At 68.6% G+C, this 26286-nt stretch carries 26 protein-coding genes; 10 read left to right on the top strand and 16 right to left on the bottom strand.

Going from position 1 to position 26286, the window contains the following annotated elements; translation table 11 throughout:
* Positions 1-26: 26 nt before the first annotated feature.
* From J2X01_RS00275 to J2X01_RS00260, 4 genes are all read right to left on the bottom strand, one after another.
* Positions 27-1403, bottom strand: a complete 1377-nt coding sequence (locus J2X01_RS00275; RefSeq protein WP_310049378.1) for an FAD-dependent oxidoreductase — start codon at positions 1401-1403, stop codon at positions 27-29.
* A 183-nt stretch (positions 1404-1586) separates the two neighbouring features.
* Positions 1587-2291: an NAD(P)/FAD-dependent oxidoreductase gene (locus tag J2X01_RS00270; RefSeq protein WP_310049375.1), complete on the bottom strand. Its 705-nt coding sequence runs from the start codon at positions 2289-2291 to the stop codon at positions 1587-1589.
* 27 nt (positions 2292-2318) lie between these two features.
* The gene (locus J2X01_RS00265) at positions 2319-2741 is read right to left on the bottom strand and encodes an arsenate reductase ArsC (RefSeq protein WP_310049373.1); all 423 of its coding nucleotides are present in this window, start codon (positions 2739-2741) and stop codon (positions 2319-2321) included.
* Positions 2742-2885: 144 nt separating this feature from the next.
* On the bottom strand, positions 2886-3560 hold the full coding sequence (locus tag J2X01_RS00260; RefSeq protein ID WP_310049371.1) for an arsenate reductase/protein-tyrosine-phosphatase family protein: 675 nt from the start codon (positions 3558-3560) through the stop codon (positions 2886-2888).
* A gap of 45 nt (positions 3561-3605) precedes the next feature.
* On the opposite strand from J2X01_RS00260, the gene J2X01_RS00255 reads away from it, so the two are divergent.
* The gene (locus J2X01_RS00255; protein WP_310049370.1) at positions 3606-4346 is read left to right on the top strand and encodes an aquaporin; all 741 of its coding nucleotides are present in this window, start codon (positions 3606-3608) and stop codon (positions 4344-4346) included.
* 117 nt (positions 4347-4463) lie between these two features.
* Positions 4464-4814, top strand: coding sequence for an ArsR/SmtB family transcription factor (locus tag J2X01_RS00250; RefSeq protein WP_310049367.1), 351 nt, complete (start codon positions 4464-4466; stop codon positions 4812-4814).
* Positions 4815-4844: 30 nt separating this feature from the next.
* Here J2X01_RS00250 and J2X01_RS00245 read toward each other — a convergent pair whose 3' ends face one another.
* The 5 genes from J2X01_RS00245 to J2X01_RS00225 form a co-directional block, all read right to left on the bottom strand.
* The gene (locus J2X01_RS00245; RefSeq protein WP_310049364.1) at positions 4845-5183 is read right to left on the bottom strand and encodes a YnfA family protein; all 339 of its coding nucleotides are present in this window, start codon (positions 5181-5183) and stop codon (positions 4845-4847) included.
* Between the two features lie 75 nt (positions 5184-5258).
* Positions 5259-6140 (bottom strand): SDR family oxidoreductase, encoded by an 882-nt coding sequence (locus tag J2X01_RS00240; RefSeq protein WP_310049361.1) that lies wholly within the window; start codon positions 6138-6140, stop codon positions 5259-5261.
* The gene (locus tag J2X01_RS00235; RefSeq protein WP_310049359.1) at positions 6115-7113 is read right to left on the bottom strand and encodes a helix-turn-helix transcriptional regulator; all 999 of its coding nucleotides are present in this window, start codon (positions 7111-7113) and stop codon (positions 6115-6117) included. Before J2X01_RS00235 ends, J2X01_RS00240 begins: the two co-directional genes overlap by 26 nt.
* A 60-nt stretch (positions 7114-7173) precedes the next feature.
* Positions 7174-8337 carry a DUF6226 family protein gene (locus J2X01_RS00230; RefSeq protein WP_310049356.1) on the bottom strand — a complete coding sequence of 388 codons (1164 nt, stop codon included), beginning with the start codon at positions 8335-8337 and terminating at the stop codon, positions 7174-7176.
* Between the two features lie 36 nt (positions 8338-8373).
* Positions 8374-9063 carry a DNA alkylation repair protein gene (locus J2X01_RS00225; RefSeq protein WP_310050169.1) on the bottom strand — a complete coding sequence of 230 codons (690 nt, stop codon included), beginning with the start codon at positions 9061-9063 and terminating at the stop codon, positions 8374-8376.
* Positions 9064-9247: 184 nt separating this feature from the next.
* Here J2X01_RS00225 and J2X01_RS00220 point away from each other — a divergent pair, with 184 nt between their 5' ends.
* Together J2X01_RS00220 and J2X01_RS00215 are read left to right on the top strand one after the other, a co-directional pair.
* Positions 9248-10075, top strand: a complete 828-nt coding sequence (locus tag J2X01_RS00220; protein WP_310049353.1) for an SDR family NAD(P)-dependent oxidoreductase — start codon at positions 9248-9250, stop codon at positions 10073-10075.
* A gap of 89 nt (positions 10076-10164) precedes the next feature.
* A complete protein-coding gene (locus J2X01_RS00215) occupies positions 10165-10719 on the top strand; it encodes a hypothetical protein (protein WP_310049352.1) in 555 nt (184 codons plus the stop codon).
* Between the two features lie 171 nt (positions 10720-10890).
* Here the strand turns inward: J2X01_RS00215 and J2X01_RS00210 are convergent, their stop codons facing one another.
* The 3 genes from J2X01_RS00210 to J2X01_RS00200 form a co-directional block, all read right to left on the bottom strand.
* Positions 10891-11844 (bottom strand): alkaline phosphatase family protein, encoded by a 954-nt coding sequence (locus J2X01_RS00210; protein WP_310049350.1) that lies wholly within the window; start codon positions 11842-11844, stop codon positions 10891-10893.
* A gap of 100 nt (positions 11845-11944) precedes the next feature.
* On the bottom strand, positions 11945-14101 hold the full coding sequence (malQ, locus tag J2X01_RS00205) for a 4-alpha-glucanotransferase (RefSeq protein ID WP_310049348.1): 2157 nt from the start codon (positions 14099-14101) through the stop codon (positions 11945-11947).
* Between the two features lie 9 nt (positions 14102-14110).
* Entirely contained in the window at positions 14111-14647 is a 537-nt protein-coding gene (locus tag J2X01_RS00200) for a hemerythrin domain-containing protein (protein ID WP_310049346.1), read from the bottom strand.
* Between the two features lie 175 nt (positions 14648-14822).
* On the opposite strand from J2X01_RS00200, the gene J2X01_RS00195 reads away from it, so the two are divergent.
* The 4 genes from J2X01_RS00195 to J2X01_RS00180 all read left to right on the top strand — a co-directional run bounded on the left by J2X01_RS00195 (position 14823) and on the right by J2X01_RS00180 (position 18258).
* Entirely contained in the window at positions 14823-15209 is a 387-nt protein-coding gene (locus J2X01_RS00195) for a TraR/DksA family transcriptional regulator (RefSeq protein WP_310049343.1), read from the top strand.
* Positions 15206-15985: a M50 family metallopeptidase gene (locus tag J2X01_RS00190; protein WP_310049341.1), complete on the top strand. Its 780-nt coding sequence runs from the start codon at positions 15206-15208 to the stop codon at positions 15983-15985. Before J2X01_RS00195 ends, J2X01_RS00190 begins: the two co-directional genes overlap by 4 nt.
* A 9-nt stretch (positions 15986-15994) precedes the next feature.
* Entirely contained in the window at positions 15995-17059 is a 1065-nt protein-coding gene (locus J2X01_RS00185; protein ID WP_310049340.1) for a glutathione S-transferase family protein, read from the top strand.
* Between the two features lie 68 nt (positions 17060-17127).
* A complete protein-coding gene (locus tag J2X01_RS00180) occupies positions 17128-18258 on the top strand; it encodes an FUSC family protein (RefSeq protein ID WP_310049338.1) in 1131 nt (376 codons plus the stop codon).
* Here the strand turns inward: J2X01_RS00180 and J2X01_RS00175 are convergent.
* From J2X01_RS00175 to J2X01_RS00165, 3 genes are read right to left on the bottom strand one after another with little or no spacing between them, the layout of a single operon-like run.
* The gene (locus J2X01_RS00175; RefSeq protein ID WP_310049337.1) at positions 18255-19163 is read right to left on the bottom strand and encodes a MaoC/PaaZ C-terminal domain-containing protein; all 909 of its coding nucleotides are present in this window, start codon (positions 19161-19163) and stop codon (positions 18255-18257) included. The genes J2X01_RS00180 and J2X01_RS00175 overlap by 4 nt on opposite strands.
* Positions 19160-20500, bottom strand: coding sequence for a 3-oxoacyl-ACP reductase (locus tag J2X01_RS00170; RefSeq protein WP_310049336.1), 1341 nt, complete (start codon positions 20498-20500; stop codon positions 19160-19162). The genes J2X01_RS00175 and J2X01_RS00170 overlap by 4 nt, the downstream gene beginning before the upstream one ends.
* A complete protein-coding gene (locus J2X01_RS00165; protein WP_310049335.1) occupies positions 20497-21936 on the bottom strand; it encodes an acetyl-CoA C-acetyltransferase in 1440 nt (479 codons plus the stop codon). The genes J2X01_RS00170 and J2X01_RS00165 overlap by 4 nt, the downstream gene beginning before the upstream one ends.
* Positions 21937-21998: 62 nt before the next feature.
* Between J2X01_RS00165 and J2X01_RS00160 the strand changes: the two genes are divergently transcribed.
* Together J2X01_RS00160 and J2X01_RS00155 are read left to right on the top strand one after the other, a co-directional pair.
* Entirely contained in the window at positions 21999-22775 is a 777-nt protein-coding gene (locus J2X01_RS00160; protein WP_374724899.1) for a TetR family transcriptional regulator, read from the top strand.
* Positions 22772-24928: an acyl-CoA dehydrogenase family protein gene (locus J2X01_RS00155; protein WP_310049334.1), complete on the top strand. Its 2157-nt coding sequence runs from the start codon at positions 22772-22774 to the stop codon at positions 24926-24928. The genes J2X01_RS00160 and J2X01_RS00155 overlap by 4 nt, the downstream gene beginning before the upstream one ends.
* A 92-nt stretch (positions 24929-25020) precedes the next feature.
* Here J2X01_RS00155 and glgA read toward each other — a convergent pair whose 3' ends face one another.
* Positions 25021-26226, bottom strand: a complete 1206-nt coding sequence (gene glgA, locus J2X01_RS00150; RefSeq protein ID WP_310049333.1) for a glycogen synthase — start codon at positions 26224-26226, stop codon at positions 25021-25023.
* Positions 26227-26286 lie beyond the last annotated feature (60 nt).

Raw genomic sequence — 26286 nt, 5'->3', positions numbered from 1 at the left:
CAGAGTTCATGGATGGGAAGTCCGCTTCAGTTGTTGTCGCTGGAGCGGCCGTGGGACAGTCCGGTGGGGAATCCGACGAGCACCGGTTCCGGAGCCGCGCAGCACGAGGACTCCGATGCCACGGCGGCGGCTGCCGGGACGTCGCAGCTGGTGCCGGCGTCGGAGGAGCAGACGCCGGTTTCGGGGAGTTCGAGCTGGACGGTGTCAGCAGCTTCGTGGTCCCCGGCCAGGGCGGCGGCGACGGAGCGGACCTGTTCGTAGCCGGTGGCGAGCAGGAACGTCGGCGCCCTCCCGTAGGACTTCATTCCGACGATGTAGAAGTCTTTGTCCGGGTGGGCCAGCAGAGCTGCACCGTGCGGCGGGACGGTGCCGCAGGAGTGGAATTCCGGGTCGATGAGTGGGCCCAGTTCGGTGGGTGCTTCGACGGCGGGGTCCAGGTCCAGCCGGAGTTCGCGCAGGATGTCCAGGTCCGGGCGGAAGCCGGTGCAGGGAACAACGACGTCGGCCTCGAGCGTCCGGCCGTCCACGGACCCGACGGTCACGCCGGAATCCAAGGACTTCAATGATGCAATGCCAAATCGGGTGTGTAGTCCGATGGTGCCGGCTTCGACGAGGCGGCGCAGGCGGGCGCCAAGCTGGCCGCGGGCGGGCAGCCCGTCGGCGTCGCCGCCGCCGTAGACCTTCGCGGCGGATGCGCCGCGGACCGCCCAGAGGATCCGGGTGGCCGGTTTGTCCTTGGCAAGGTCGGCGAGGTTGATCAGGGTGTTCGCGGCGGAGTGCCCGGCCCCGACCACCAGGACCCGACGGCCGGCGAACGCGGTACGGTCCTTGCCGGTGACGTCCGGGAGCGGGGAGGAGATCCGGTCCGCGGCGGAGTCTTCGCCGATGGCGGGGAGCCCCGAGGTGCCCAGCGGGTTGCGGGTGGACCAAGTGCCGGAGGCGTCAATGACCCCGGCTACGGTGTGGTCGCGGGTTTCTCCGTCGGCATGCTCGACGCGGACGACGAACGGTGTGCCCTCGCGGTTACGGGTGTGGGTCTTGTCCATCCCGGCGCGGCTCACGGCAAGGACCCGCGCGCCGGTCTGCAGCCGCGAGCCGATGGCCGGGAGCGCGGCAAGCGGGGCAAGGTACCGGTCGATGAGTTCTCCGCCGTAGGGAAGGGCGGTGGGCCGGGGCGGTTCCCAGCCGGCGGCTTCGAGCAGGCGGACGGCGGCGTCGTCGATGTTGAACCGCCACGGCGAGAACAGCCGGATGTGGCGCCACTGCTCGATGGCCGCACCCGCGGAGGGCCCGGCTTCGAAGATCAGCGGCTCGAGGCCGCGTTCGATCAGGTGGGCCGCGGCGGCCAGGCCCACCGGGCCGGCGCCGATCACGGCAACGGGAAGGTTCTTCGCTGAATCCATAGTGTCCTCTGTATTATCCGTAGGTGCGGCGGTTCTTTTGGGCGGCACCTGCCGGTCCCTGGTGGGGCCGGCAGGCGGGAGGGTGTCAGCAGCAGTCCGGCATGTCATCCGGGCAGTCGTCGCAGCAGCCCGGGTCACTGCAGCATCCTGTCTTCATTCAGCTCACCCCCTCTCCGTTCGGCGTCAGGCGTGGGTGGGTTCCTCGACCAGGGCGGTGGCGATGCTGTCGGCGTCGTCCAGTGCGGCGAGGTAGCGTTCGGCGTCCAGGGCGGCGGCGCAGTCCCCGCAGGCGAAGACGCCGGAGAGGTTGGTGACCGTGGTGGGCGCGTCGACCTTGATGTATCCCTCGGCGTCGAGCTCCACCTGCCCGATGACGAGTTCGGTGCGCGGGAGGTGGCCGATCGCGACGAAGATCCCGGTCGCCCCGTGTTCCCGGGTTTCGCCGGTGCGGGTGTCGGTCAGGGTGACGCCGGTGACCTTGGATTCGCCATGGATCCTGGTGACGGCGGAGTTCCAGGCGAAACGGATTTTGGGGTTGTCCTTGGCGCGCTGGGCCATGATGTCCTGCCCGCGGAAGAAGAACCCGTCGCAGGTGGCGCACCAGGAGAGCCCGTGGCCGCTGAACTTCTTCTCTTCCGGCAGGCCGAGTTCCTTGTAGGCCGAGCCCGTGGCGAGGATGACGGCGGGCGCCTCATGGGTCCCGCCGGCGCCGGTGACCACACGCTTGAGGTGACCGGTGAGCCGGACCTCGGTGGTGTTCATCAGGGCACCGCCCGCGGTGACCGCACCGGCCAGGACCAGGGGCTTCAGCCCGGCCCGGGCAGCGTAGATCGCCGCGGTGTAGCCGGCAGGGCCGGACCCGATGATGATCAGCTGATCAGTGTTCACGAAAAGACTCCTGGTGCCCGGTACGGGTTACTTGGCGACGGGCGTGAGAGACGCGATCAGCGCCTCGATGCGGGTCCTGATCTCGTCCCGGATCGGGCGGACCGAGTCCACACCCTGCCCTGCCGGGTCCTCCAGGACCCAATCCTCGTAGCGCTTGCCGGGGAAGTACGGGCATTCATCGCCGCAACCCATGGTGATGACGACGTCGGATTCCTTCACGGCCTCGGTGGTGAGGATCCTGGGGATTTCGGCGGACATGTCGATCCCGAGTTCGGCCATGGCCGCCACGGCGGCCGGGTTGACCGTGTCCGCGGGCTGGGAGCCGGCGGAGCGGACCTCGATCCGTCCTTCGCCGAGGGTGGTGAGGAAGGCCGCGGCCATCTGGGAGCGGCCGGCGTTGTGGACGCAGACGAAGAGGACGGAGGGCTTCTTGGCGGTTTCGGTGCTCACGGGGTTTCTCCTGGAATCAGTCGGGTGTGGATCGGTTTTGATGAGGTCGTCGTCCCCGCACCACTGACTAGACATTGATGTTTGTCGATGCATGAAGTATCGAACAACAGATCGATACTTGTCAATATTTGCGGGCTTCGGGTTCTAGGCGGCGTGCAGCCGGGGTGCGAGGTCGCTGATGCGGCGGGCGATGTCAGTGAAGGCGCCCTCGAAGGCGTCCTCGGTGTTCAGTCGGAGCGGATCCGGAACGGACCAGTGAACCCCTCCCAGGTTGGGGATTTCCTCGTGGGCGTTGTCGCACACGGTCACGACGAAGTCTTCATCGTGCGCCACCTCATCCAGCCGGCGCGGGGGAAGGTCCGCGAGAGCGACGCCGTGGCGGCGTGCGACATCAATGGCGCCGGGTGCGATGCGGTCCGCAGGGTGCGTACCCGCGGAGGTCGAGGGGATTTCGCTGACCTGGTTCCAGAGTGCGACGGCCAGCTGGGACCGGGCGCTGTTCCGGGTGCAGACGAAGAGAACGCGGCGGGCTCCGTGTTCGCAGCCGGGAGTCAGTCCTTCCAGTGCCCCTGCGGCGAGCCGGATGTAGCTGCGGCGCTTATCCGCCTCCGAACGGTGGCGGGTCGCCAGGCCCGCGCCTTCCAGCGCGCGCAGATGGTGGGACAGCAGGTTTGACGGCATCCCCAGCTCTGCCTGCAGCTCCGTCGGGGAAAGATCTCCCACGGTCAGCAGGTCCACGATTCGAAGCCGCGCAGGATCCGCGAGGGCCGCATGCTTGGCGACCCGCGCCCGAAAGACTTCAACTGGGTCAGTATTCATTGGTTCAATTTTGACTGAGTAAATATCTTGAGTCAAGCTGTTCGCATGACTTCTCAACAACCTCCGCTCTGGCGCCGTGCCGTCGCCGAACTGCTTGGCACCAGCCTGCTCGTGACCATCGTCGTCGGCTCCGGGATCGCCGCACAGCAACTCTCCCCCAATGACGTTGGCCTGCAGCTCCTCCAGAACAGCACCGCCACGGTACTGGGCCTGACGGTCCTGATCCTGGTGCTCGGACCCGTGAGCGGCGCGCACTTCAACCCCGTGGTCTCCCTCGCCGACTGGATCCTGGGCCGGCGCAGCGGCACCGGCTTGGCCCTTCCGGAACTTGGCGCCTATGTGGTGGCGCAGACCGCGGGGGCGGTCGGCGGCAGCGTGGTCGCCAACGCCATGTTTGAGGTGGGCACTTCCATCTCCGCCACGGAGCGCGCCACCCCCGGGCATCTGCTGGGCGAGGTTATCGCCACTGCCGGGCTCATCCTGCTGGTCTTCGCCCTGGCGGCCACCAAGCGGGGCGTCCTCGCCGCTCCCGCGGTCGGCGCCTACATCGGAGCAGCGTACTGGTTCACGTCCTCGACGTCGTTCGCGAACCCGGCCGTGACGGTGGGCCGCATCTTCAGTGACACGTTCGCCGGCATTGCCCCGGCCTCCGTTCCCGGCTTCGTCGTGGCGCAGCTGATCGGCGCGGCAGTAGGCCTTGGCCTCCTCCTGATCCTGTTCCCCGCCGCGGCCCGCACCGCAGACGACGTCGTCCTGACCCGCGGTGCCGAACGGGCCATCTCCTAGCCTCCGCCGTACTTGGCGGGCAGACGGTAGGCGTCTCGGTGTAATCGACGCTGCGCCGCGTTGAACCCGGCCCCACCAACATATTGATGTGTATCAATATCAAGGCATAATGGCTATATGAACTCGCTGCCTGTACTCGATCCCGCCCCGGATGACACCTGCTGCGCCCCCGCAGGACCCCCTGCCCTGGGCGCCGAGGAGGCGAAGCAGAAAGCCCTGGTCTTCAAGGCGCTGGCCGATCCGAACCGGCTAAGGCTGCTCTCCATCGTCAAGGCCGATCCCTCCGGTGAATCCTGCGTGTGCGACCTGACCGAACCGCTGGACCTGGGCCAGCCCACAGTCTCCCACCACCTGAAGATCCTGGTCGACGCGGGTCTCCTGCACCGCGAGAAGCGCGGCACGTGGGCCTACTACTCCCTGGTCCCCGGCGCCTTGGAGCAGACAGCCGGGCTCCTGGCGGCCCTGTGACCCCGCGCCTGGGGCGACCGGGACACCAATTCAGCCGACGTTCCGCGGCGCGAACATAATGATGCCGACACCCGCAAGGCAGACCACGGAACCCAACACATCCCATCGGTCGGGGCGGAAACCGTCGAAGACCATGCCCCAGGCAAGAGATCCGGCCACGAACACCCCACCGTAGGCAGCCAGGATGCGGCCAAAGTGCGCGTCAGGCTGAAGTGTCGCAACAAATCCATAAATGCCCAGGGCGATGACGCCGAACCCCGCCCACCACCAGGACTTGTCCTCCCGCACGGCCTGCCAGACCAGCCAGGCCCCACCAATTTCGGCGGCAGCAGCGAGGATGAAAAGCAGCACGGATTTTGCGATCGTCATGGATCCATCATCGCCTGCCGGCCGCAACGCCACCTCAGGTGCCGGCGTCAGGGCGGAACGGAACGATGCGGGGCGTCAAGCGCCGTCGTGGGCCAGGCTGTTGGAGAGTTCGAGGTGGGCGTCGGCCTGGTCCTGGAGTTCCTTTGCCCGCGCCGCGAAGACTCCGACAGCATCGGCTCCAGCGGCGAAGCGCAGCGGCGGCTCGTCCAGTTGGGCCAGTTCGACCAGCGCGTTGGCGAGCTTGGCCGGGTCCCCGCCCTGCCGTCCGTCCATGCTTTGCCAGGCGGCGACGGTTTGCCGGGTGCGCTCGGCGTAGTCCTCGATGGTGGATTTGGCGTACCGGGTGGACTCCGGGGTGAGCAGTTCGGTGCGGAAGAACCCCGGTTCCACGATCATGGTGCGGATGCCGAACGGGGCGACTTCGGGGGCCAGGGACTCCGCCCAGCCCTCGACGCCGAACTTCGAGGCGGCGTACGCGGTGAGGAATTCCCCGCCGACGATGCCGGCGGTGGACGAGATCGTGACGACCAGACCGGAGCGCTGGGCGCGCAGCACCGGCAGGGCAGCGCGGGTGACGTTGATGGGCCCGAACATGGTGGTTTCGATCTGCGCCCGGAAGTCCTCCGGGGTGATTTCCTCGAAGAATCCGGCATTGAAATTGCCGGCGTTGTTGACCAGCACGTCAATCCGTCCGAACCGGTCCACGGCCGCCCGGACGGCCGCCGTCGCATCGGCAGGGTCGGTGACGTCGAGCTTCACGGCCAGCAGGTTCCCGTTCCCGCCGAGCGCCCGGCTGACCTTCCCCGGGTTCCGGCCGGTGGCGACCACCGCGTGGCCGGCTGCCAGAGCCGCCCGCGCAATGTCCGTCCCCAGCCCGCGGCCTGCGCCGGTGATGAACCAGACCTCCTTCCGGGGCTTGGTTTCCTTCTGTTCACTCGTGTGGTGTTGTTCTGTCATGTGATGGACCTGTCTTTCCTGGATTACGTTTGCCTGGCTGCGCGGAGAAGCGCAGGTCAGGGACGGTCGTTCCACCGGCAGCACCGCCCGCGGTGGTTTCGGGCGGCGAGGCCGCCCAGCTTGCGAGGAACGCCAGCGCGTTTTCGGACGCGGAGCCTGGCTCCGCGGTGAAGGCGAAAAGTGTCTGCCCCTCATCGCCGGGAAGGGCGAGCGTCTCGAACTGCAGCAACAAATCCCCGGCCACCGGGTGGTGGAATCGTTTGGTCCCCGTGGTGTGGATCCGCACGTCGTGCCCTGCCCATAACGCGGCGAACTGCCCGCTTCGCGTGGTCAACTCCCCGACCAGTTCATTCAGCGCCCGGTCGTGGGGGTTCCGCCCCGCTTCCGAGCGCAGCATCGCCACCGTCGTGGCTGCGATCGACCGCCAATCGGGGTAGAAGTCACTGGCGTGCGGATCAAGGAACAGGTACCGCGCCTGGTTAGGCGGCCGGCCCGGAGACTCCGGATCCGACGCCGCAGCGAAACCGAACACCTCGGCGTACAGCGCCCGGCCCAGCAGGTTGGCGGCCAGCACGTCCGAACGGCCATTTTGGACCAGGGCTACGACGCCGGTCATACCGTCCAGGAGCCGCAGCACACCGGAACGGACCCGCTGCTGCGGTGGCCGGCGCGGCGCCCGGCGCGACGGTGCGTTGGCCGTCGTCGCCAGGTGCAGCAGGTGTGCCCGCTCGGCCTCATCCAGCTGAAGGGCGGAGATGACAGCCTCGAGCACCGAATCCGAGACGCCCCGCAGGTTGCCGCGTTCCAGCCGCGTGTAGTAGTCCGTGCTCACCCCGGCGAGCTGTGCCACTTCCTCCCGGCGCAGGCCCGGCACACGGCGCAGCTCACCATAGCTCGGGATGCCCGCCTGCTCGGGGCTGATCTTCGCGCGCCGCGAGATCAGGAAGTCACGGATTTCCTGTTTACTGTCCACGTCCACCACGCTACGCAGCCCCAGCACGCGGTGGCAGTGTCTGTCAGACACCCCCATCCCTCACCGCCCGCGCAACGGCCAGGGGCTCCATCCGCCGGCCACATCCCGCAGCCGGCTCCCGGCGCCGTGGAGGCGCGAGGCGGCGACGGGGCCGGGGCCGGGTTCGCCGCTACCGCTTTCAGAGCCGGAGCCGTCGAAGGCGTTCAGTGTATATTCGCTCCACCGCCGGCTGCCCACCGGGTAGCGCTCGCTGTACCCGCCGGCGGCGACCGTGAGCACCAGCATTTCCATCCGGTCCGCCACTGTCTCAGCCGTTTCGTCGCACGCGTCGCAGCCGCAGACCGGAAACGGGAAGTCGTGCAGGACCCCGGCGTGCACGATGACTCCCGGATAGCCGGTCAGCACAAACGTCAGGGATGCAGCTCGGGGATCCCGCGGGGTGAGCTTGACCGACTGCAGCACGTTCTTGGCCTCCAGCTGCAGTTCCGCGGCCTGGACCGGATCCTCGTGGACGTCGACGTCGTAAACGGCCGTGAGATGGTCGATTAGAGCGCGGGCGACCACGTGAAGCCCGGCGAAACGCTCGGGATGGCTGTCCACACTGTAGGAATCAGGGTCGGGCCCGTCTGAGCCCCATTGCCGGCTGTATGGAATGGGCTCCCCGTCGCGGGAGTAGTAGGTCGTCGTCGGCAGGCTCGGCCGGACATAGCGGGGCTGCCCTGCCGTCAGTAGTGCCGGGACGGACTGCACAGCCAGACGCTCAGCCGGCTCTTCCCGGGCCCAGTCCGACAGCACAGAAACGAGCCCTTGCACCGCTTCATCGTCCGCGCTGCGCAGACCGTCGAGCAGGCGGTCGACCTCGAACTGCTTCGCCCGGTTCCCCACCGTGGGAGAACTGCCTTCGTAGGCAGTCCACTGCGCATCCGGCCGCAGCGCGGCGATAGTGTTTCCAGCAAAGATTGCCGCCGCAGCTTTCAGTGTGCTGTCGTTTTCAATCTGGGCGCCGAACCTGCGCAGGAACCACATGAGCCGTCCAGGGTCCGACGCCAGTTCGTCGGCCCGCGCGCCATGCGCCGCACAGAATTCAATAAACGGGGCATAGCCTCCGACATGCCTGACGGCCGCCGCAGGGCCCGCCTCTGGCCGGTACATCGCACTGCCGCGTGATATCGGCGCCGGCAGCCCGGCGGGCGGCCCTTCGAACAACTCCCCTGTCGACCCCATACCGCGATCGTAGTCCGCGCGTGGGCGCGAGACGTCCTACTTGTCGTGTTGTCGGCGCACCATCTCGGCGATCCAGCTGGGGGCGAACGGAGACGTGCAGCCGGGGGAAGTCGGGTAGTCCCTGAGCACCTCCAGGCGCTCGCCGATGTCGATTGCACGTGCGCGGTGCCCGGCGTGCTCGATCCCGATCTGCGCCAGGCAGTGGTTCATCGCCCACTGCAGCCGGTCCGGGGCGTCTCTCATCTCCGCCTCAATGACGTCCAGGAGTCCTGTGAGGTCGAGGTCCCCGGGCTGCTTCGCCACGCGTTCGGTGGTCAGCGCCCAGCCGGCGCTCGCGACCACGGGATCCGGATCGGCGGACCAGCCAAGGCGCAGCTCCTCGGAATGCGGGTTCTTCTTCACCACGTAGTTCACCAGCCAGTCGTGCACCTTGGGTATCCGCGCCTCGCGCAACATGCCGTCCAGCTCGTCACGCTCGAACGCTTTCGGGCGGCAGATCAGGATCGCCAGCAGTCTCGCCGCGGTGTCACCCGTCGCCCAGAGCCGGCGCGCAAGGTCCTGCTGCGTCTTCAGCCGCTTCGCCAGCGCGCGCAGTTTGCTGAGGTTCACACCGTGATCGTCACCGTGTTTCTCGTTCACCTCGCGTGCCCGCGGGTCCTGAAGCGCAGCCAGCTCGGCCATCACCTCGCCGACTGTCATCGCGCCCACTGTCGTCCCGCCCACCATCGTCCCGGTCACCGCAGCCTCCTGTCCATCGCGTACGAGCATCAGCCTACGTCTTTTCCGAAGCGTGGTCCCACGCTGTGTCCGCCCACCCTTGCGGCTGACGGGACGTGCCGGTGCTGGTCCAGGGCCCGGGTCCGGGCGTAGCATGAGGTCCCGGAACGGAAGGCAGGCGGGGCCCCTTGGCATGACCAACGATCTTGAACCCAACGATCTCGAACACAATGAAGCGGCGACGGGGCTCGTCGCGCTCGTGACCGGTGCGAGCCGGGGCGTCGGCCGGGGCATCGCCCTTGGCCTTCTGGCAGCAGGGTTCCGGGTTTACGGCTCGGGCCGCTCAATCGACCAGGCGGACCTGCCGCCAGGGATACGGCGCCTGCGCTGCGACCATCTCAACGACGAAGAGACGGCGCGCGTCTTTGAAACGATCCGGTCCGAGTGCAGCGGCCTCGATCTCCTCGTCAATTGCGCCTGGGGCGGCTACGAGAAGATGGTCGAAGGCGGCGTGTTCACGTGGGCTGCGCCGTTTTGGGAACAACCGCCGCATCGCTGGACCGGGATGATGGACGCCGGAGTTCGCGCGGCCTTCGTGTGTTCGGCCCACGCGGCGCGCATGATGACACCGCGGCGCCGCGGCCTCATCATCAACATCAGCTTCTGGTCGGCGCAGCGCCACCTCGGCAATACGATCTACGGCATCGCAAAAGCGGCGACGGATAAAATGACGTCCGACATGGCCGTGGAGCTGAAACCATTCGCTGTTCCGGTCATCTCGCTGTACCCCGGCCTGGTCCGAACCGAGGCAGTCCTGGCGGCGGCGAAATATGGCGCATTCGATCTCTCGACCAGCGAAAGCCCTGAGTTCATCGGCCGCGTGATCAATGCGCTGTTCCACGATCCGGACCTGATGACACGGACCGGCCAGGTGCTGGTCGCGGCCGCGGTCGCTAAGGAGTTCGGCGTACTGGACGTCGACGGAAATTCGCCCCCGGCGCTGACCCTCGCGGACATCTAGGACACTCCCCTTGACCGCGGCCTGTCCCCGGCCTGTCCCCGGCCGGCCACGCGTGGGCCCGGTGAGAGGGCCACGGCTAAGCTGTTGCCGTGACACCGTCTGCAGATCCCGTCGAAGTCTTCGTCCAGACCGGCCCCGCCGAGTGGTGGCAGGTTCTCGCCGCCCTGGGCCCTTTGGCTGTGCTGATCGCAGCCCTCATCGGTGCCGTCATCAGCCTGCGCACCCTGAACCAGCGCGCCGCCGCTGACACGGCAGCCCTGGCCCAGCAGCGGGAGGCTGACAACCGCAGTGAATGGTGGCACCGCACGCAGTGGGCCCTGGACAGCTCGCTCTCCGCCGACCCGAACCGGGCCGAACTGGGCCTGGGCATCATGGCGGTCCAGGCCGAGAGTGAACTGGCCAGTCCCGAGGAACTCGAGATCATCACGGTCGCGTGGGTCGACCCGCTGGACCGGGCACCGGCCCGGCCGACCATCGTTCCGGCACCGGAAGCGGCAGCCCCCGGGAACCGGGCGGCATCCCGGGACCGCGGTGTTCAAATCGCCGCCGCAAAGCTCCGCCTCGTCACAGACCGGCGGCTCGGCCGCGCCACCCCCGACTGGGTCAAAGAACTTGCCGCCGCGAAGCATCATGGACTCCCCTAGAAAGTCCGCCGTCCGGTCGGTTATTTCGTCCCACAGGCAGTCCCACCCCTGGCGGCCGCAGCTACACCGACATGCCCAGCTACTGTGGGCACGTCGGTGCGGTGACGGCGCCAATGTTTGGCGAAACATACGGCGAGGGGAACCGTCCGGCGTCGTTCCTCTTTGTGGCTGCTAATTGAGCAGTTCGGCCATGCCCGCGGCGCCGCGGTCATTGTCGGTCAACGGATCCAGGCCCCAGGCGTCTTCGATCGTGCGCAGCAAGGAATAGTGCGTGTATCGGGTTTCCGAGACGTAGCCTTTCCGCGCCGCGGGTCCGGCGAAGACCGTGGCAACGTGGTTGCTGGAACCGCTCCCCTCGTCATAGGTGACCACCAGCAGGGAGTTCGTGGAGCTGAACGCGGGTGCGGCGAGGATTTTGGGAACCTGCCGCGACAGCCAGTCGTCGCCGGTCCGTACCGGGCAGTCGTGAGTGTCGCTGCACATGTCCGGAGTGATGAAAACGTAGTCCGGCAGGCTCCGGCCGGTCTTCAGGTCCTCGTCCAGCCGGCTGAAGGGCACCACGCGGTCCGTGCACAACTCCCGGTCGCCGGTCACCGAGGGGTAGTACATGAACGGGTTGTGCTTCACCGCGTAGCGGCCGGAATTGCCGGCCATGCAGGGTTCGGGCATGCCTTCGGCGTACATCCGCCATACTCTTCCGGTCTCAGTGATTTCATCGGCGATGGTGCGGACCCTGGCCTGGCAGTCGCTGGCCGCGGGGTCGCAGTTGCTCGTGATACCGGCAGTAGTACCGCTGGTCAGGGCGAGGTAGTTCGGCAGGCTGGGACGGGTGACCGCGTGGTAGTTGGCGGCCAGGGCGTAGTCCTTCGCCAGGCTGTTGAGGTAGGGCGCGTCATCGGCTCCGAGAATCCGGCTGGCGACTTTGTTCTCCATCACGATGATGACGACATGATCGACGGTGCCTTGGCGGGCCGGGCCGGACGGCACCGGCGTCCCCGTGGCCGGCTGCGACGGCGGCGCTAAGCTGGCCGACGGCGACGGGTCGGGTGCCGGCTCAGGACCGATGCACCCGGCCAGGCCCAGCGCCAGGACTACGGCCAGGGAGGGTCTGGCAACGCGCCTCATCGCTACATGCTAGCCGGGCCCGGTATCCCGGGCCACAGTGCCACCTTCCCGGGGTGGCGCCAATACTGACACGTATCAGGGCAGGGGACCCGCACCGCTGCTACACCTGCTGGTGCAGCGCCGTTTTCATGGTGCCGACGAGTGAGCGGAAGCCTGGATCGTCCTGCAGCGCGTCGAGCAGGACGGGTCCGCGCGGACCGGCCAGCGGGATGCGCCAGTTGGGGTACTGCGTGCTGGTTCCGGGCTGGTTTTGGGTCCGGGTTTCGCCCACCGCATCAACCAGCGCGACTCCCAGCAACGACGAGGGCGTCAGGGTGGTGAAGGCGTACAGCGCTTCGACCGTGTCCTGCACATTCTGGCGCCCGGGCCCGGGCAGAAGGCCGCGTTCCTGCAGGAGGTCCAGCACGGCTTGCTGCTCCGCGGCCGCCTCGGCGCGTTCCACCTCGATCGGGCGCCGCAGCAATCCCAGGGATTCGCGGAGGGTCACATGGTCGCCGGCCAGATATCCGGCCGTCGGCGGCAGGTCATGGGTGTTGACGCTGGTCAGGCATTGCTGCCGGTACCGTTCCGGCGGGATCGGGCCGTCGGCGTCGTGCTCAAACCAGAGGATGGAGGTACCGAAGATGCCGCGCCCGGCCAGGTAGTCCCGCACCCACGGCTCAAACACTCCCAGGTCCTCGCCAATCACGATTGCGCCGGCCCGCTGCGCCTCCAACGCCAGAATTCCAAGCAGCGCCTCGTGGTCGTAATAGACGTAGGTTCCCTCCCCCGGCCCAGCCCCTTCGGGGATCCACCACAACCGGAACAAGCCCAGAATGTGGTCCACCCGGATCCCGCCGGCGTGCCGCAGCACGGTCCGGAGCATGTCCCGGTAGGCGGCGTAACCGGACTCGGCCAGCCGTGCCGGATGCCAGGGCGGTTGGGTCCAGTTCTGTCCCTGCTGGTTGAACATGTCCGGTGGCGCGCCGACCGTGACGCCCCGGGCCAGCACCCCGGCGAGGGACCAGTCGTCCGCCCCGCCGGGTTTCACGCCCACCGCAAGATCGTGGATGATCCCGATTTCCATGCCGGACGCCCGGGCCGAGCGCTGGGCAGCTTCAAGTTGCTGGTCGCAGAGCCATTGCAGCCAGCGGTGGAATTCGATCCGGCCGGCGAGCAGGGCACGCTGCTCCCGGCAGTAGGCGGTTTCCGGCGTGGACGCCTCCGCGGCCCACTGCGGTGCCCCCGGGGCGAGCTTCTCGGCCAGGGCGCACCAGAGGGCGAAGTCGTCGAGTCCCTGCCCCTGTTCAGTGCAGAAGTCCGCAAACGCGCCTGCCCGGGCGGGGTCGCGCGGGACTCCAAAGACCAGCTCCAGGGCAGCCAGTTTGGCCCCGTAACTGGTGTTCCGGTCAAGCAGGCCCGCGGAATGGTTGACGGCATGCTGCCCAGAGGCCAGCCGCTCTACCTCGGCCCGTCCCGCCGGGTCAAGGTAGCCGTATTCGGGGATCTCCTCCACGCGAAGGTAGAGGGGGCTGAAAAAGCGCCTTGTCATGGGCAGATAGGGCGAGTCTTCGACCGGCGGCCGGGGCTCGGCGGCATGTAACGGGTTGACCAGCAGGAAACCGGCGCCGTCCTGCCCGGTGATCGTCGCGAGGTCGGCGAGGTCTGCGAAGTCGCCGATGCCCCAGGACCGGGAGGATCGCACGGAATAGAGCTGGGCCGTTAGCCCCCAGTTCCGCCGCCCGGCGAGCGCCTCGGTCGTGCCCAGCCGCCGCGGTGTGACGACGAGCGGGCAGCGGGCTGACGCGCCTTCGTTGTCTGCCAGCAGGGTGTGCCAGCCGAGGGGCACCCGGTCCGGGACCGCGAAGGTTGCCCGGCCGGTGAGGACGCCGTCGACGTCGACCGGCGCGTCCCAGTTCTCCAGCTGTGTCGCCTCGTACCGGCTACCGTCTTCGGCGACGACCCACACGCTGACCGTGCTTCCGTGGGGCACATGGACATTGAGGTGGAACTCCTGCCCCTCACGGGCAACGGCGACCGGCGGCAGCAGCCGCCGCCACGGTGCCAGCCTGGCCTCCGCGAGGGAGCGTTCCATCCCGTCCGCGTCCCCGGCCGGGACGCCCAGCGCCGCCAGGACACTGCGCAGGGTGCCGTCCGAAACGGAGCGTTCGACGCCGTCCCAGCCCCAGTAGGAAGTGCCCACGCCGTGGGCTGCCGCGAGTTCGCGCAGGAGTGCCGCTGCCACGCTCTCGTTGTCGTGGATCATCCCGTCCGCCATGGGGCAACTCTAGACGCTGTCCCCGCCCACCGTCCCGTGATGATGGACGTCGGTCACCCCGACCAGTTCGTGCAGGCCCTCCACGGCCCGCGCCAGCGACAGTTCGGGGGAAGCCGCGATGAACGGCATCAGGAGCCGGTTCTCCTTATCGAGGTGCAGGGCGAAGATGTTCCGGATGGAGCCGGCAGCCACTGCGGCTTCCACCCCGGTGGATCCGCGCAGTTCCTCGAGCAGGCCCACGATCACCTGGTGCTCGGCCAGCATCCCCTCAACGAGGAGCCTGCCCTGCGGCATGTTCCGCGGCCCGCTGTAGAGCGGCCCCTCCTCGGCGAGCGCATGCGGGACGAGATCGTTCTCGCACCACTCCACCAGCACCTCATGGGCGTCGTGCTCCGCCACTGTATCTCCGGACTGTACGGCGTGGCTGAGCGTCGCAGCCAGGGCGTTGAGCCGCTTGAGCATGCCCGCGTGGTGCTGCTCCACCGCGGCCAGGGCCCCGGCTTCCTCGTCCGGATCTTTGTTCAGGGTGTTGGCTGGCTGCTCCATGACGTCTCCTGGCTCGGCTGAAGGGCTGCTCTCTTCCTCACTCTACGGCGGCGCCCGCCCGGAGCCACGGGCCTTTGGGCCCCTCGGTGCCGGCCCTCCCCGGCTCAGCCCGCCGGCCGCTCTTCCGGCGGTGGTTTTAGGCGCGGCACCAACGTCCGCGCTAGCCTTGCAGCCTATGGTCGACGTCGAACGGTTCCGGATTCTCCTCGACGAGGAGCGCCGCCGGAAGCTTGCGCTCCTTCCCGCACTTCGCCGGGACATCAGTTCTGTGAACGCCGCCCGGCAGGATTCGAATGTCGACGACGAACACGACCCCGAGGGCGCGACGATTGCCTTTGAGCTCTCCCAGGCTTCGGCCCTGCTGGAGCAGAGCGGACGGGTACTGGTGCAGATCGAGGCAGCCCTGGCGCGGATCGATGCCGGCACCTACGGCAGCTGCGAGGTTTGCGGCGAGGAGATTTCGGCGGGCCGGCTGGAGGCACGGCCCTGGACACCGTTTTGCATCCGGCACAGCGCAGGCCCGGCAGGCGCCGCGGGGCCACGGGGACGAACATCAATATGACCGACGCTGCCGAAACCTGGTGGGCGCGGATCGTCGCCGGATTCACGCAGTCCCCCGTCCCGCACGTCACCGGCACCGAACTCGCCCTGGTGATCCTGATCGCCGTCGCGCTCTCGCTGCCGCGGGCGACGTGGCGGTACTTCGGGCTGCTGGCCACGGTAACCCACGAACTCGGCCATGCTTTCGCTGCCCTCATGACCGGGCAGCGCCTCGGCGGCATCCGCCTCGGCCTGGACCACTCGGGCACCACCACCACCTACAGCCGGCGACCCCTGGCCGCTGTCTGGTCCACCTTCTGGGGCTACCCCGTGCCGGCCGTCGTCGGCGCCGGAATGGTCTGGAGCGGCTTCAGCGGCTGGGGCCCGGCGGCGATGTCAATCGGAACCCTCATCCTGCTGGCCTCCTTCCTGTTCATCCGCAACGGCATCGGGCTGCTCATCACCGCCGGCGCGGTGCTCGGCGCCGTCCTGCTGGTGCTGTTCGTCCCGCCGGAATTCAACGGCCATGTCATGATCGTGCTCGGCCTGGCCCTGCTGGTCGCCGCCGTCCGGGACCTCGGCAAGCTGGGCAATGTTCATCTGCGGCGCCGCGACCGGCTGGCGACGTCCGACGCGTACCTGCTCTCCCGGGCCACGCGCATCCCCGCTGCCGTCTGGATCGTACTGTTCGCCGCGGTCGTTGGTGCCGCCTGGTGGTTTGCCTGGCAGCCGATGTCGCAGGTGTTCGCATCCGTGCCTGGCGCAATGTTGCCGGGACCCGGTGGACTCCGGGCATAGGCTGGAACCATGAGTCAAACACACACGGACGACCCTGGGTTCAGCACGAGGGGTTCCTACGTCACCGGCGGCGAGGAGTTCAACCGGGACACCAACTACATCGAGGACCGGATCACCCGGGACGGCGCTCCCGGCCGGAATGGCGAGCCCGGCTGGCCGGTCGAGCCGGGGCGCTACCGGCTGGTCGCGGCCCGCGCCTGCCCGTGGGCCAACCGGACCGTGATCGTCCGGCGGCTCCTTGGCCTGGAGGACGTCATTTCCCTCGGCCAGCCCGGACCCACACACGATGCGCGTTCCTGGACCTTCGACCTGGATCCCGGCGGCAAGGACCCGGTGCTCGGGATGGAACGGATCCAGGAGGCCTACTTCCGCCGGTTCCCGGACTACCCCCGCGGCATCACCGTCCCCGCCGTCGTCGACGTCGCGAGCGGCCAGGTCGTGACCAACAACTTCCCGCAGATCACCCTGGACTTCTCCACCGAGTGGACCGAATACCATCGGCCAGGCGCCCCGGAACTCTACCCGGAGGCACTGCGCGAGGAGATTGACACGGTCAACAAGAGGGTTTTCACCGAGGTGAACAACGGTGTGTACCGCTGCGGCTTCGCCGGCTCGCAGGAAGCCTATGACGCCGCCTATCTCCGGCTCTGGACCGCCCTGGACTGGCTGGAGGAGCGCCTCACGGCCCAGCGGTACCTCGTGGGAGACACGATCACCGAGGCCGACGTCCGCCTTTTCACGACGCTGGCCCGGTTCGACGCCGTCTACCACGGACACTTCAAGTGCAACCGGCAGAAGCTCAGCGAGATGCCCGCGCTGTGGGCCTACGCCCGGGATCTGTTCCAGACCCCAGGCTTCGGCGACACCATCGACTTCGTGCAGATCAAGCAGCACTATTACATCGTCCACGAGGACATCAACCCCACCGGGATCGTTCCGGCCGGGCCGGAACTGGGCAACTGGCTGGCCCCGCACGGCCGCGAATCCCTCGGCGGACGCCCCTTTGGCCACGGCACACCGCCGGGGCCGGTCCGGGCCGGGGAAGAAGTGGCTGCCGGGCACGGGGCAGGCTGATTCCGGCAGTCCCCCGGCGGGGTCCCTCCATTTGTCGCAGCAACATCGCCCGCCTAGGGTGAGCCGGGATGACTACAACAGACGAGGCCACGCACGCCGCCGGCCCCTCCCGGCTCCGGCGCCTGTGGCAGACCGCCGCCCGCAATGTGACCTCGGCGCTGCTGTGGCCCCGGTTGCAGCTGGCCCTGAAGGCCGGACTTGCTGCGGGCATTGCCTTCGCGCTCGCGCCGTTGATGCCCGGCTCCGCGGCCGACTACCCCTATTACGCTCCGCTGGGCGCCCTGGTGGCGATGTACGAGAATGTCGCGGGCTCCGTCCGGCAGGGTGTGCAGACGCTCGTGGGGCTGGCGATCGGGGTGGGACTGGCCTTTGTGCTGTTCATCCTCGGCAGTCCGACGCCGCTGACGGTCGGCATCGTGATGGGATTCGGCGTTATCCTCGCCGGACTCCCGAAGATCGGCGCGGGCCGGGACTGGATCCCGACGGCGGCGCTCCTGGTCCTGCTGGTCGGTGGGCACAATCCGGATCAGTTCTCCTTTGGCTACCTCCTGCAGATGGGGGTCGGGGTCACGGTGGGCATCCTCGTGAACCTGCTGGTCTTCCCGCCGCTGCACTTCCGTGCCGCCGAACTCAGCATCGCGGAACTGCGCCTGGCCCTCGCCCAGCAGCTCCGGGACATGGCCAAGGCGCTGAAGGAGAGTTGGCCGCCACAGCATGAAGACTGGTCAAAGCGGTCGGACGCGCTCGAAGCCTCCGCACGCTCGGTCCGGCTGGCCGTGGAGAAGGCGGACGCCAGCCGGCGGGCGAACCCGCGGCGCCGGCTCCACCCGCGGGACATCGAGCTGGACTACCGGAACCTGCGGGACCTGGAACGGGTGACCTTCCATGTCCAGGACGTGACGCAGGTGCTTTCGGATGTCATCTGGGCCAAGGACACACCGTTTGTCGTGCCGGATGAATACGCGGAGCCACTCGCCGACGCCATGACCGCCGTTGGCGATGTCCTGCGCTCGGTCGAGGAGGAGGCCCCGGACGAGCAGCTGGAGCGGATCGAAGCGGCCGACTCCGCCGTTAAGGCGCTGACGGCACGGGTCGGCTCCCGGGAAACGGCGGCCGGCGCCCCCAGCGCCGTCGAGTCAATCCTGATGAGCCTGCACCGGATGCTTCGCGTGGCGAAATCCTCCACGGCCGGCAGCTAGAGCGGGGCAACCGCCCCGCTGAAGTGCTTGCGCCCGGAACGTGAGTTCCAGGCGACATAGTCAGAGCGTTGCCACGTCCCGTCGGCCTGCACGGTGCTGATGTCCAGCGCGACGCGGGCCGGCAGGAACACGGGCGCATCGAAGGACACATCCCAGCAGAACGCATCGCCCTTCGCCGCGCCCACGTCCGCCAGGGCCCTCGACGCCAGGTACATGCCGTGCGCGATCGACCGGCGCAACCCCAGGGCCTTGGCCGAGAGGACACTCAAGTGGATCGGGTTGAAGTCGCCGGACACGGCCGCGTAGGCGCGCCCCGTGTCCACCCCCAGCAGCCAGAGCGCGGTCGGATCCGGCGCCGAGAAGCCCGGCGGAACCGAAGCGGCCGTGGGCTTGTCGATTGCCGGCAGGAACACGCCCTTCGCCAGGTAGCTGGAGACACCGCGCCAGCGGACCTCCTCCTCACCCGCACCGCGCACCTCCGTGACCAGGTCCAGCTGGCTGCCGGACCGGTGACCGCGCAGGTTCTCCGCCCAGGCCCGGATGTCCAGGGCCTGGGTGAAGAGGATCGGCGCCGACTGCACCACCTTGTTTTCCAGGTGGATCATCCCCAGCAGCGGCAGCGGGAAATCATCCCGGTTCATCACGCTGATGGCCAGCGGGAACGCCAGCGCGTGGACAAAACCGGCCGGCAGGACATCGCTCGCGGTCTCGCCGATCAGGTGCTGGTACGCCGTGAGGTTCTCCACCGCGGCCTTCACGTCGCGGACCTCGTGCCGCGTTTCCGGGAGCCTGGCGCCCGAATGGGTGCCCAGTACCCGTCGGCGGGCGGCAGTGGCGGCCGCGTTCAGGTACAGCTTGGACAGCGACGGCATCTCGCCCAGAATGACGGGCTGCGCAGCGGTCATGCTCCGACCAGGTTTTGCCCGCAGACCCGCAGCACCTCGCCGGAGATGCCACCGGCTGCATCGCTGGCCAGGAACGCGACCGCTTCGGCGACGTCGCCGGGATGTCCGCCCTGCTGCAGGGAGTTCAGCCTGCGGGCGACCTCGCGGGTGGCGAACGGGATCTTCGCGGTCATCTCCGTCTCGATGAACCCCGGGGCGACGGCGTTGACCGAGCCGCCGTGCGTGCCGATCAGCGGTGCGGTGGCCCGGACCATGCCCATTACGCCGGCCTTCGAGGCGGCGTAGTTGGTCTGGCCGCGGTTGCCGGCGATGCCGCTGGTGGAGGCGACGGACACGATTCGCGGCGAGCTGCGGAAACGCTCTGATGCCAGCAGCGCCTCGTTGATCCGCAGCTGCGCGGCGATGTTGACCGCGATCACCGAGTTCCAGCGGTCTTCGTCCATGTTGGCCAGCAGCTTGTCCCGGGTGATTCCGGCGTTGTGGATCACGATGTCCAGGCGCCCGTGTCGTTCCACGGCGTGGTCGATGATCCGCTGGCCCGCGTCCGGACTGCTGATGTCCAGCTGCAGCGCCGTGCCGTGCACCTCGTTGGCCACCGCGGCGAGGTGGTCGCCGGCCGCGGGGATATCGACGACGACGAGGGTGGCGCCGTCGCGGTACAGCGTGCGGGCAATCGCGGCGCCGATGCCGCGCGCGGCACCGGTCACGACGGCGACCTTGCCCGCGAGCGGCTTCTCGGCGTCGGCCGGGAGTTGCCCCCCGGCGGAGCCGACGGTGAGGAACTGCCCGTCGACGAACGCCGAGCGGCCGGAGAGGAAGAACCCGAGCGCGCCCAGCGTGCTGGGGCTGGTGGTGCGGGCGCCGCCGGCGAGCAGGATGCCGTTTCCGGTGGCCCCGGCGCGGAGCTCCTTGGCCAGTGAGCGGAGCAGTCCGTCCACCCCCTGTCGCGCGGCCGCGGCGGCGGGGTCCACTGTGTCACCGGCGCTGCGGGAGACGGTGATGACGCGGGCATTGGGGGCCAGGTCGCGGAGTGAGGCGGCCGCGGTGAGCACCGGTTTCGCCAGGTCCTCCGGGCGCGCCAGCTGGTCCAGTACGAGGATGATGGCGCCGAGCTTTTCCCGGGGCACCGCATGGCGGCGCACATCGAGCTGCCAGGACAGGAGCGCTGCGGCGAGCTCATCCGCGCCGCTGCCCGCGCCCTGGACCAGGACGGGACCGGTCATCAGCGGCTGGCCCCGCTGGTGGCGCCGGAGCACCACCGGCTGGGGAAGCCCAAGTTTCCTGGCAATGTCCTTGCCGAGGCCCTTGCTCACCAGTTGTGTGTACGTGTCGGTCATCGGGTCCCCCCAGTGGCTTCAAGGATGGCGACGACGCCCTGGCCGCCGGCGGCGCAGATGGAGATCAGGCCGCGGGCCGGGCGGCCGTCCACCTGGCCCGTGGCGTGCAGCATTTTCGCGAGCGAGGCGACGATCCGTCCGCCGGTGGCGGCGAAGGGGTGTCCGGCCGCGAGGGAGGACCCGTTGACGTTGAGCCTGGACCGGTCGATGCTGCCGAAGGCCCCGTCCAGACCCAGCCGGGTGCGGCCGAAGTCTTCGTCCTCCCACGCGGCCAGGGTGCTCAGCACGGTACCGGCGAAGGCCTCATGGATTTCGAAGAAGTCGATGTCGTCGAGGCTGAGCCCGTTGCGGGCCAGCAGCCGCGGCACGGCGAAAGCCGGTGCCATGAGGAGACCGTCCTTGCCGTGGACGAAGTCGACGGCCGCTGCCTCGCCGTCGACGACGGTGGCCAGCATGGGAAGGTCATGGGCATCGGCCCACTCCTCGGAAGCGAGCAGCACGGTGGAGGCGCCGTCGGTCAGCGGCGTGGAGTTGCCGGCCGTCATGGTCGCCGCGGCGCCCAGGTTCTTGCCGAAGACGGGTTTCAGCGCCGCCAGCTTCTCAAGGCTGGTATCGGCCCGCAGGTTGGAGTCCCGGGTGAGTCCGCGGTAGGGGGTGAGCAGGTCATCGAAGAAGCCGGCTTCGTAGGCGGCGGCCAGGTTGCGGTGGCTGTTGAAGGCCAGTTCATCCTGCGCTTCGCGGGTGATTTTCCACTGTGACGTGGTGAGCGCCTGGTGCTCTCCCATGGACAGGCCGGTGCGCGGTTCGCCGGTGTCGGGGGCGTCCGGGGTGAGGTCTTTGGGTCGGAGACGGCTGAGGACCTGCAACCGCTGCGGGACTGTCTTGGCGCGGTTCAGGTCGAGCAGCACCTGGCGCAGGCCCTCGCTCACCGCGATGGGGGCGTCCGAGGCTGAGTCGACGCCGCCGGCGATGGCCGATTCGATCTGTCCGAGCTTGATCTTGTTGGCCAGGCCGAGGACTGCTTCCAGCCCGGTGGCGCATGCCTGCTGTAGGTCGTAGGCCGGGGTCTCCGCGGACAGGGCGGAGCCGAGCACGGCTTCGCGGGCCAGGTTGAAGTCACGGGAGTGTTTAAGCACGGCGCCGGCGGCCACTTCCCCGATGCGTTCGTCCTGCAGGCCGAAGCGGGCGATCAGCCCGTCCAGGGCCGCGGTCAGCATGTCCTGGTTGGAGGACTTGATATAGGCGCCCCCGGTCCGGGCGAAGGGGATGCGGTTGCCGCCGACGATGACTGCCTTGCGGAGCCGCGGCGTTCCCGCTGCCGCGGCCGGAGCAGCCGCGCTTCCTGCCGCCGGGGCCCCGGACGCGTTGGAGGCCGGCGTCGTGGCGGCGGGGGTCGAATCCTTTGGTCCGGGTGTGGACTGTCCGTTGACGGACATGGGCTGTCTCCTTCGATCAAAGCGGGTTACCGATACCCAGCGTACCTGATACGCTGGGTATCGTGAACATCCCCCAGACTGGACTTCCCGGCGGCACCACGTCCGGCTCCGCTGCCGCCGGTGCCGGCGGTGTGGACGGCCGCGCCTCGCGCTGGCAGTCGCACCGGGAGGAACGCCGCCGGGAGCTGATCAAGTCGGCCCGCAAGGCCGTGCACGTACTCGGCAGCGACGCCCCGATGGAGGACATTGCGGCGGCGGCGGGAACTTCCAAATCCGTGTTCTACCGCTATTTCGGCGACAAGGCCGGGCTGCAGCAGGCGGTGGGCGAAGTCGTGCTGAGCCAGATGCAGCGCCGCATCCAGGAAGCCGCGCAGAGCGCCCAGACCCCCCGCGAGGGACTGTTCGCGATGGTCTCCGCCTACCTGCAAATGGCGGAAACCAGCCCCAATGTGTACACGTTCGTCACGCGCTACACCCCGGGGGAAGCGGAAGCCGCGAACGGGACCATCGCCACCGCGGGTGCCCTGGGCCATTTTTTTGCGGCCATCAGCGACATGATCGCCGGCCCCATGCGCGACCACCTCGGGGACTCCGCCGGTCGCGAGGCCGTGATCGGGTACTGGCCGAACGCGGCCATCGGCCTGGTCCGGAACGCCGGCGAACAATGGCTCGCCAGCCCGGCCTCCCCCGCCAAGCCGGACCAGGAGGCGATGGCCCGCCAGATTACCGACTGGCTCTGCCTCGGCATCGCCCCCGAGCTCCGCTCCGCGCCCGCCGCGGAACAAGCACCCTTGACTTCACCGCCGTCCTTGTCAGAATCAACGAAGGAATCGACATGATCGAACTGGCCGACCGCCGCGCTGGCGCCGCCAAGAACACTCCTGCCGCAGCCGCGGCAGCCGCACGCGTTGCGGTGCCACCCCGGGCGGGCACGTCCGGAGCGCAGGCGGCGGCCCCCGTCGTCGACGTCGCCGCGCTGGGTGAACTGCTCCTCGGAAAGTGGGCCGACACCCGCCGCACCGCCCGGGCGCTGGCGGGCCGGCCGGAGCTGCACAAACTTGAGGGCCTGACCCATACCGAACACCGCCGGCGCGCCTTTGGCCAGCTCAAGATCCTGGTGGAGAACGGCGCCGTACACCGCGCCTTCCCCGCATCCGTCGGCGGCGCCGACGAACACGGCGGCAACGTGGCCGGCTTCCAGGAACTGGTCATCGCCGACCCGTCGCTGCAGATCAAAGCCGGCGTCCAGTGGGGCCTGTTCGGCTCCGCCGTGAACCACCTCGGCACCGCGGAGCACCACCGGAAGTGGCTGCCCGGCATCATGAACCTGGACATTCCCGGCTGTTTTGCCATGACCGAGACCGGGCACGGCTCGGACGTCGCCAGCATCGCCACCACCGCCACCTACGATCCGGCCACCGAGGAATTCGTGGTGCACACGCCGTTCCGGGCGGCCTGGAAAGACTACATCGGGAACGCCGCGGTGGACGGCGTGGCCGCCGTCGTCTTCGCGCAGCTCGTGACGCGGGGCGTCAACCACGGCGTCCACGCCTTCTACATGGACCTCCGCAATCCCGACACGAAGGAATTCCTGCCGGGCATCGGCGGCGAGGACGACGGCGTCAAGGGCGGACTGAATGGCATCGACAACGGCCGGCTGCACTTCACGCACGTCCGGGTCCCGCGCACCAACCTGCTCAACCGCTACGGCACCGTCGACGCCGACGGCGGCTACAGCTCCCCCATCGCCAGCCCGGGCCGACGCTTCTTCACCATGCTCGGCACCCTCGTCCAGGGCCGAGTCTCGCTCGACGGCTCTGCGGTCACGGCGTCAAAGCTGGCGCTGAAGACGGCCATCCAGTACGCCACGGAACGCCGCCAGTTCAACGCCTCCTCGCAGACCGACGAGGAAGTTCTGCTGGACTACCAGCGGCACCAGCGCCGGCTGTTCACCCGGCTGGCCCGGACCTACGCCGCCGGTTTCGCGAGCGAACAGCTGCTGCAGAAGTTCGACGACGTCTTCTCCGGCCGCGCTGACACGGACGAGGACCGCCAGGACCTGGAAACCCTCGCGGCGGCCCTCAAGCCGCTCAGCACCTGGCACGCGCTCGATACCCTGCAGGAGTGCCGCGAGGCCTGCGGCGGAGCCGGCTTCCTGATCGAGAACCGCTTTGCCTCGCTGCGCGCCGACCTCGACGTCTACGCCACCTTCGAAGGTGACAACACCGTCCTGCTGCAGCTCGTCGCCAAGCGGCTGCTGGCCGACTACGCCAAGGAATTCCGGCACGTGAACTTCGGCGTGCTGGCCCGCTACGTGGCCGGCCAGGCCACCGGTGCCGCCATCCACCGGACCGGCCTGCGCGGCGTCGCGCAGTTCATGGCGGATACCGGTTCGGTGCAGAGGGCGGCCATCGCGATCAAGGACGAAGCGAGCCAGCGCGCGCTGCTGACCGACCGGGTACAGACCATGGTCGCCGAAGTCGGGTCGGCCCTCAGGGGTGCGAACAGGCTGCCGCAGCAGCAGGGGGCTGCCCTGTTCAACAGCCACCAGAATGAACTCATCGAAGCAGCCCAGGCGCATGCCGAGCTGTTGCAGTGGGAGGCGTTCACCGAGGCTCTCGGCCAGGTCAGTGACCCGGATACCAGGAAGGTCCTGACCTGGCTCCGCGACCTCTTCGGGCTGTCCCTGATCGAAGAGAACCTGTCCTGGTACCTGATGAACGGCCGGCTCTCCATGCAGCGCGCCCGGACCGTGGGTGACTATATCAACCGGCTGCTCGTGAAGGTCCGCCCGCACGCCCTGGACCTGGTTGACGCCTTCGGCTTCGGTCCGGAACATCTCCGCGCGGAGATCGCCACCGGCGCCGAGAAGGTCCGCCAGGACGAGGCACGCGGACACTTCCGCGCCCAGCGCGCCAGCGGCGATGCTCCGGTGGACGAGAAGATCCTGTTGGCCCGCCAGGCCCACGGGACCAGGGCGCACGGCGCCTGACCCGGCTGTCATTCAACGACGGCGTATACGACGGCGGCGCCGCCCCCTTGGCCGGGGCGGCGCCGCCGTCGTCTGCCCTTCCGGTGCAGGTGTCAGGAACGAGTGGGAAGAACCGAGCGGTACACCTCAAGGGTGGTTTCCGTGATGGATTCCCAGGAGAAGTGCTCCTCGGCCCGGCGGCGGCCTGCCTGGCCCATGGCGCGGGCCCGGGCCGGATCGGACACGACCGCGGTGAGCGCCTCGGCGAAGTCGGTGACGAATTTCTCCGGGTCCAGCGGGATGCCCGTCCCGTCGGTGACCTGCTCGATGTCCACCAGCAGGCCGGTCTCCCCGTGCCGGACGACTTCGGGGATCCCGCCGGTGGCGCTGGCCACGACGGCGGCCCCGCAGGCCATCGCTTCAAGGTTCACGATGCCAAGCGGTTCGTAGATGGACGGGCAGGCGAACGCGGTCGCGTGGCTGAGCACCTGGATCACTTCGTTGCGCGGCAGCATCCGCTCAATCAGGATGACGCCGCTGCGCTGGGTCTGCAGCTGCTGGATCAGGCGTGCCGTCTCGGCCGCCAGCTCGGGGGTATCCGCGGCACCGAGGCACAGCACCAGCTGGACGTCGGCCGGCAGCTTGGCGGCCGCCCGCAGCAGGTACGGGACGCCCTTCTGGCGCGTGTTGCGGCCCACGAAGACCACGCTGGGCCGTGCCGGATCAATCCCGAGGGCGCGGATGATGTCCTCGCCCTCGTCCCGGTTCCACTGGCTCACGTCGATGCCGTTGTGCACCACCTTGACCTTGGCCGGGTCCACGTCGGGGTAGCTGCGGAGGATATCCTGGCGCATCCCCTCGGACACGGCGATGATGGCGGCCGCGGCCTCGTACGCGGTTTTTTCCACCCACGAGGACAGGGCGTAGCCGCCGCCGAGCTGCTCGGCCTTCCACGGGCGCAGCGGTTCCAGGCTGTGGGCGCTGAGCACATGCGGAATGCCATGCAGCAACGACGCGATGTGCCCCGCCATGTTGGCATACCAGGTGTGCGAGTGCACCAGGTCCGCGCCGGCGATGTCCGGGACGATCCGCAAATCAACCCCCAGGGTCTGCACCGCGGCGTTCGCCCCGCCGAGATCCTCGGGCACGGCGTACGACGTCACCGTCGCACCGTGGTACTCCGGCTCACGGGGCGCGCCGAAGGCACGCACCTGTAGATCCACGTGTTGGGCGAGCACCCTGCTGAGCTCGGCCACGTGCACCCCGGCGCCGCCATAGATTTCGGGCGGGAATTCTTTGGTCACAATGTCTATACGCACAAACCCCAAGGTAGTCGTTACGGTGGAACTGATCTAGTGTGAAGACGTTCGGGCGTGCCG

Origin of the sequence: Arthrobacter ginsengisoli (assembly GCF_031456935.1) — a bacterium.
Classification (GTDB): Bacteria; Actinomycetota; Actinomycetes; order Actinomycetales; family Micrococcaceae; genus Arthrobacter; species Arthrobacter ginsengisoli.
Note: the sequence above shows the minus strand (reverse complement) of the source record. Positions and strands in the feature narration are given on the sequence as shown.

Excerpts from the sequence above, each read along its gene's own strand:
- J2X01_RS00255 (WP_310049370.1), top strand. The coding sequence starts at position 3,606 with ATGACTTCTCAACAACCTCCGCTCTGGCGCCGTGCCGTCGCCGAACTG.
- J2X01_RS00175 (WP_310049337.1), bottom strand. The coding sequence starts at position 19,163 with ATGACCGCTGCGCAGCCCGTCATTCTGGGCGAGATGCCGTCGCTGTCC.
- J2X01_RS00170 (WP_310049336.1), bottom strand. The coding sequence starts at position 20,500 with ATGACCGACACGTACACACAACTGGTGAGCAAGGGCCTCGGCAAGGAC.
- J2X01_RS00260 (WP_310049371.1), bottom strand. The coding sequence starts at position 3,560 with ATGAATACTGACCCAGTTGAAGTCTTTCGGGCGCGGGTCGCCAAGCAT.
- malQ (WP_310049348.1), bottom strand. The coding sequence starts at position 14,101 with ATGGCGGACGGGATGATCCACGACAACGAGAGCGTGGCAGCGGCACTC.
- J2X01_RS00240 (WP_310049361.1), bottom strand. The coding sequence starts at position 6,140 with ATGACAGAACAACACCACACGAGTGAACAGAAGGAAACCAAGCCCCGG.
- J2X01_RS00230 (WP_310049356.1), bottom strand. The coding sequence starts at position 8,337 with ATGGGGTCGACAGGGGAGTTGTTCGAAGGGCCGCCCGCCGGGCTGCCG.
- J2X01_RS00210 (WP_310049350.1), bottom strand. The coding sequence starts at position 11,844 with ATGAGGCGCGTTGCCAGACCCTCCCTGGCCGTAGTCCTGGCGCTGGGC.
- J2X01_RS00190 (WP_310049341.1), top strand. The coding sequence starts at position 15,206 with ATGACCGACGCTGCCGAAACCTGGTGGGCGCGGATCGTCGCCGGATTC.
- J2X01_RS00185 (WP_310049340.1), top strand. The coding sequence starts at position 15,995 with ATGAGTCAAACACACACGGACGACCCTGGGTTCAGCACGAGGGGTTCC.
- J2X01_RS00165 (WP_310049335.1), bottom strand. The coding sequence starts at position 21,936 with ATGTCCGTCAACGGACAGTCCACACCCGGACCAAAGGATTCGACCCCC.
- J2X01_RS00245 (WP_310049364.1), bottom strand. The coding sequence starts at position 5,183 with ATGACGATCGCAAAATCCGTGCTGCTTTTCATCCTCGCTGCTGCCGCC.
- J2X01_RS00225 (WP_310050169.1), bottom strand. The coding sequence starts at position 9,063 with ATGGTGGGCGGGACGACAGTGGGCGCGATGACAGTCGGCGAGGTGATG.
- J2X01_RS00250 (WP_310049367.1), top strand. The coding sequence starts at position 4,464 with ATGAACTCGCTGCCTGTACTCGATCCCGCCCCGGATGACACCTGCTGC.
- J2X01_RS00195 (WP_310049343.1), top strand. The coding sequence starts at position 14,823 with ATGGTCGACGTCGAACGGTTCCGGATTCTCCTCGACGAGGAGCGCCGC.
- J2X01_RS00155 (WP_310049334.1), top strand. The coding sequence starts at position 22,772 with ATGATCGAACTGGCCGACCGCCGCGCTGGCGCCGCCAAGAACACTCCT.
- J2X01_RS00220 (WP_310049353.1), top strand. The coding sequence starts at position 9,248 with ATGACCAACGATCTTGAACCCAACGATCTCGAACACAATGAAGCGGCG.
- J2X01_RS00200 (WP_310049346.1), bottom strand. The coding sequence starts at position 14,647 with ATGGAGCAGCCAGCCAACACCCTGAACAAAGATCCGGACGAGGAAGCC.
- J2X01_RS00180 (WP_310049338.1), top strand. The coding sequence starts at position 17,128 with ATGACTACAACAGACGAGGCCACGCACGCCGCCGGCCCCTCCCGGCTC.
- J2X01_RS00275 (WP_310049378.1), bottom strand. The coding sequence starts at position 1,403 with ATGGATTCAGCGAAGAACCTTCCCGTTGCCGTGATCGGCGCCGGCCCG.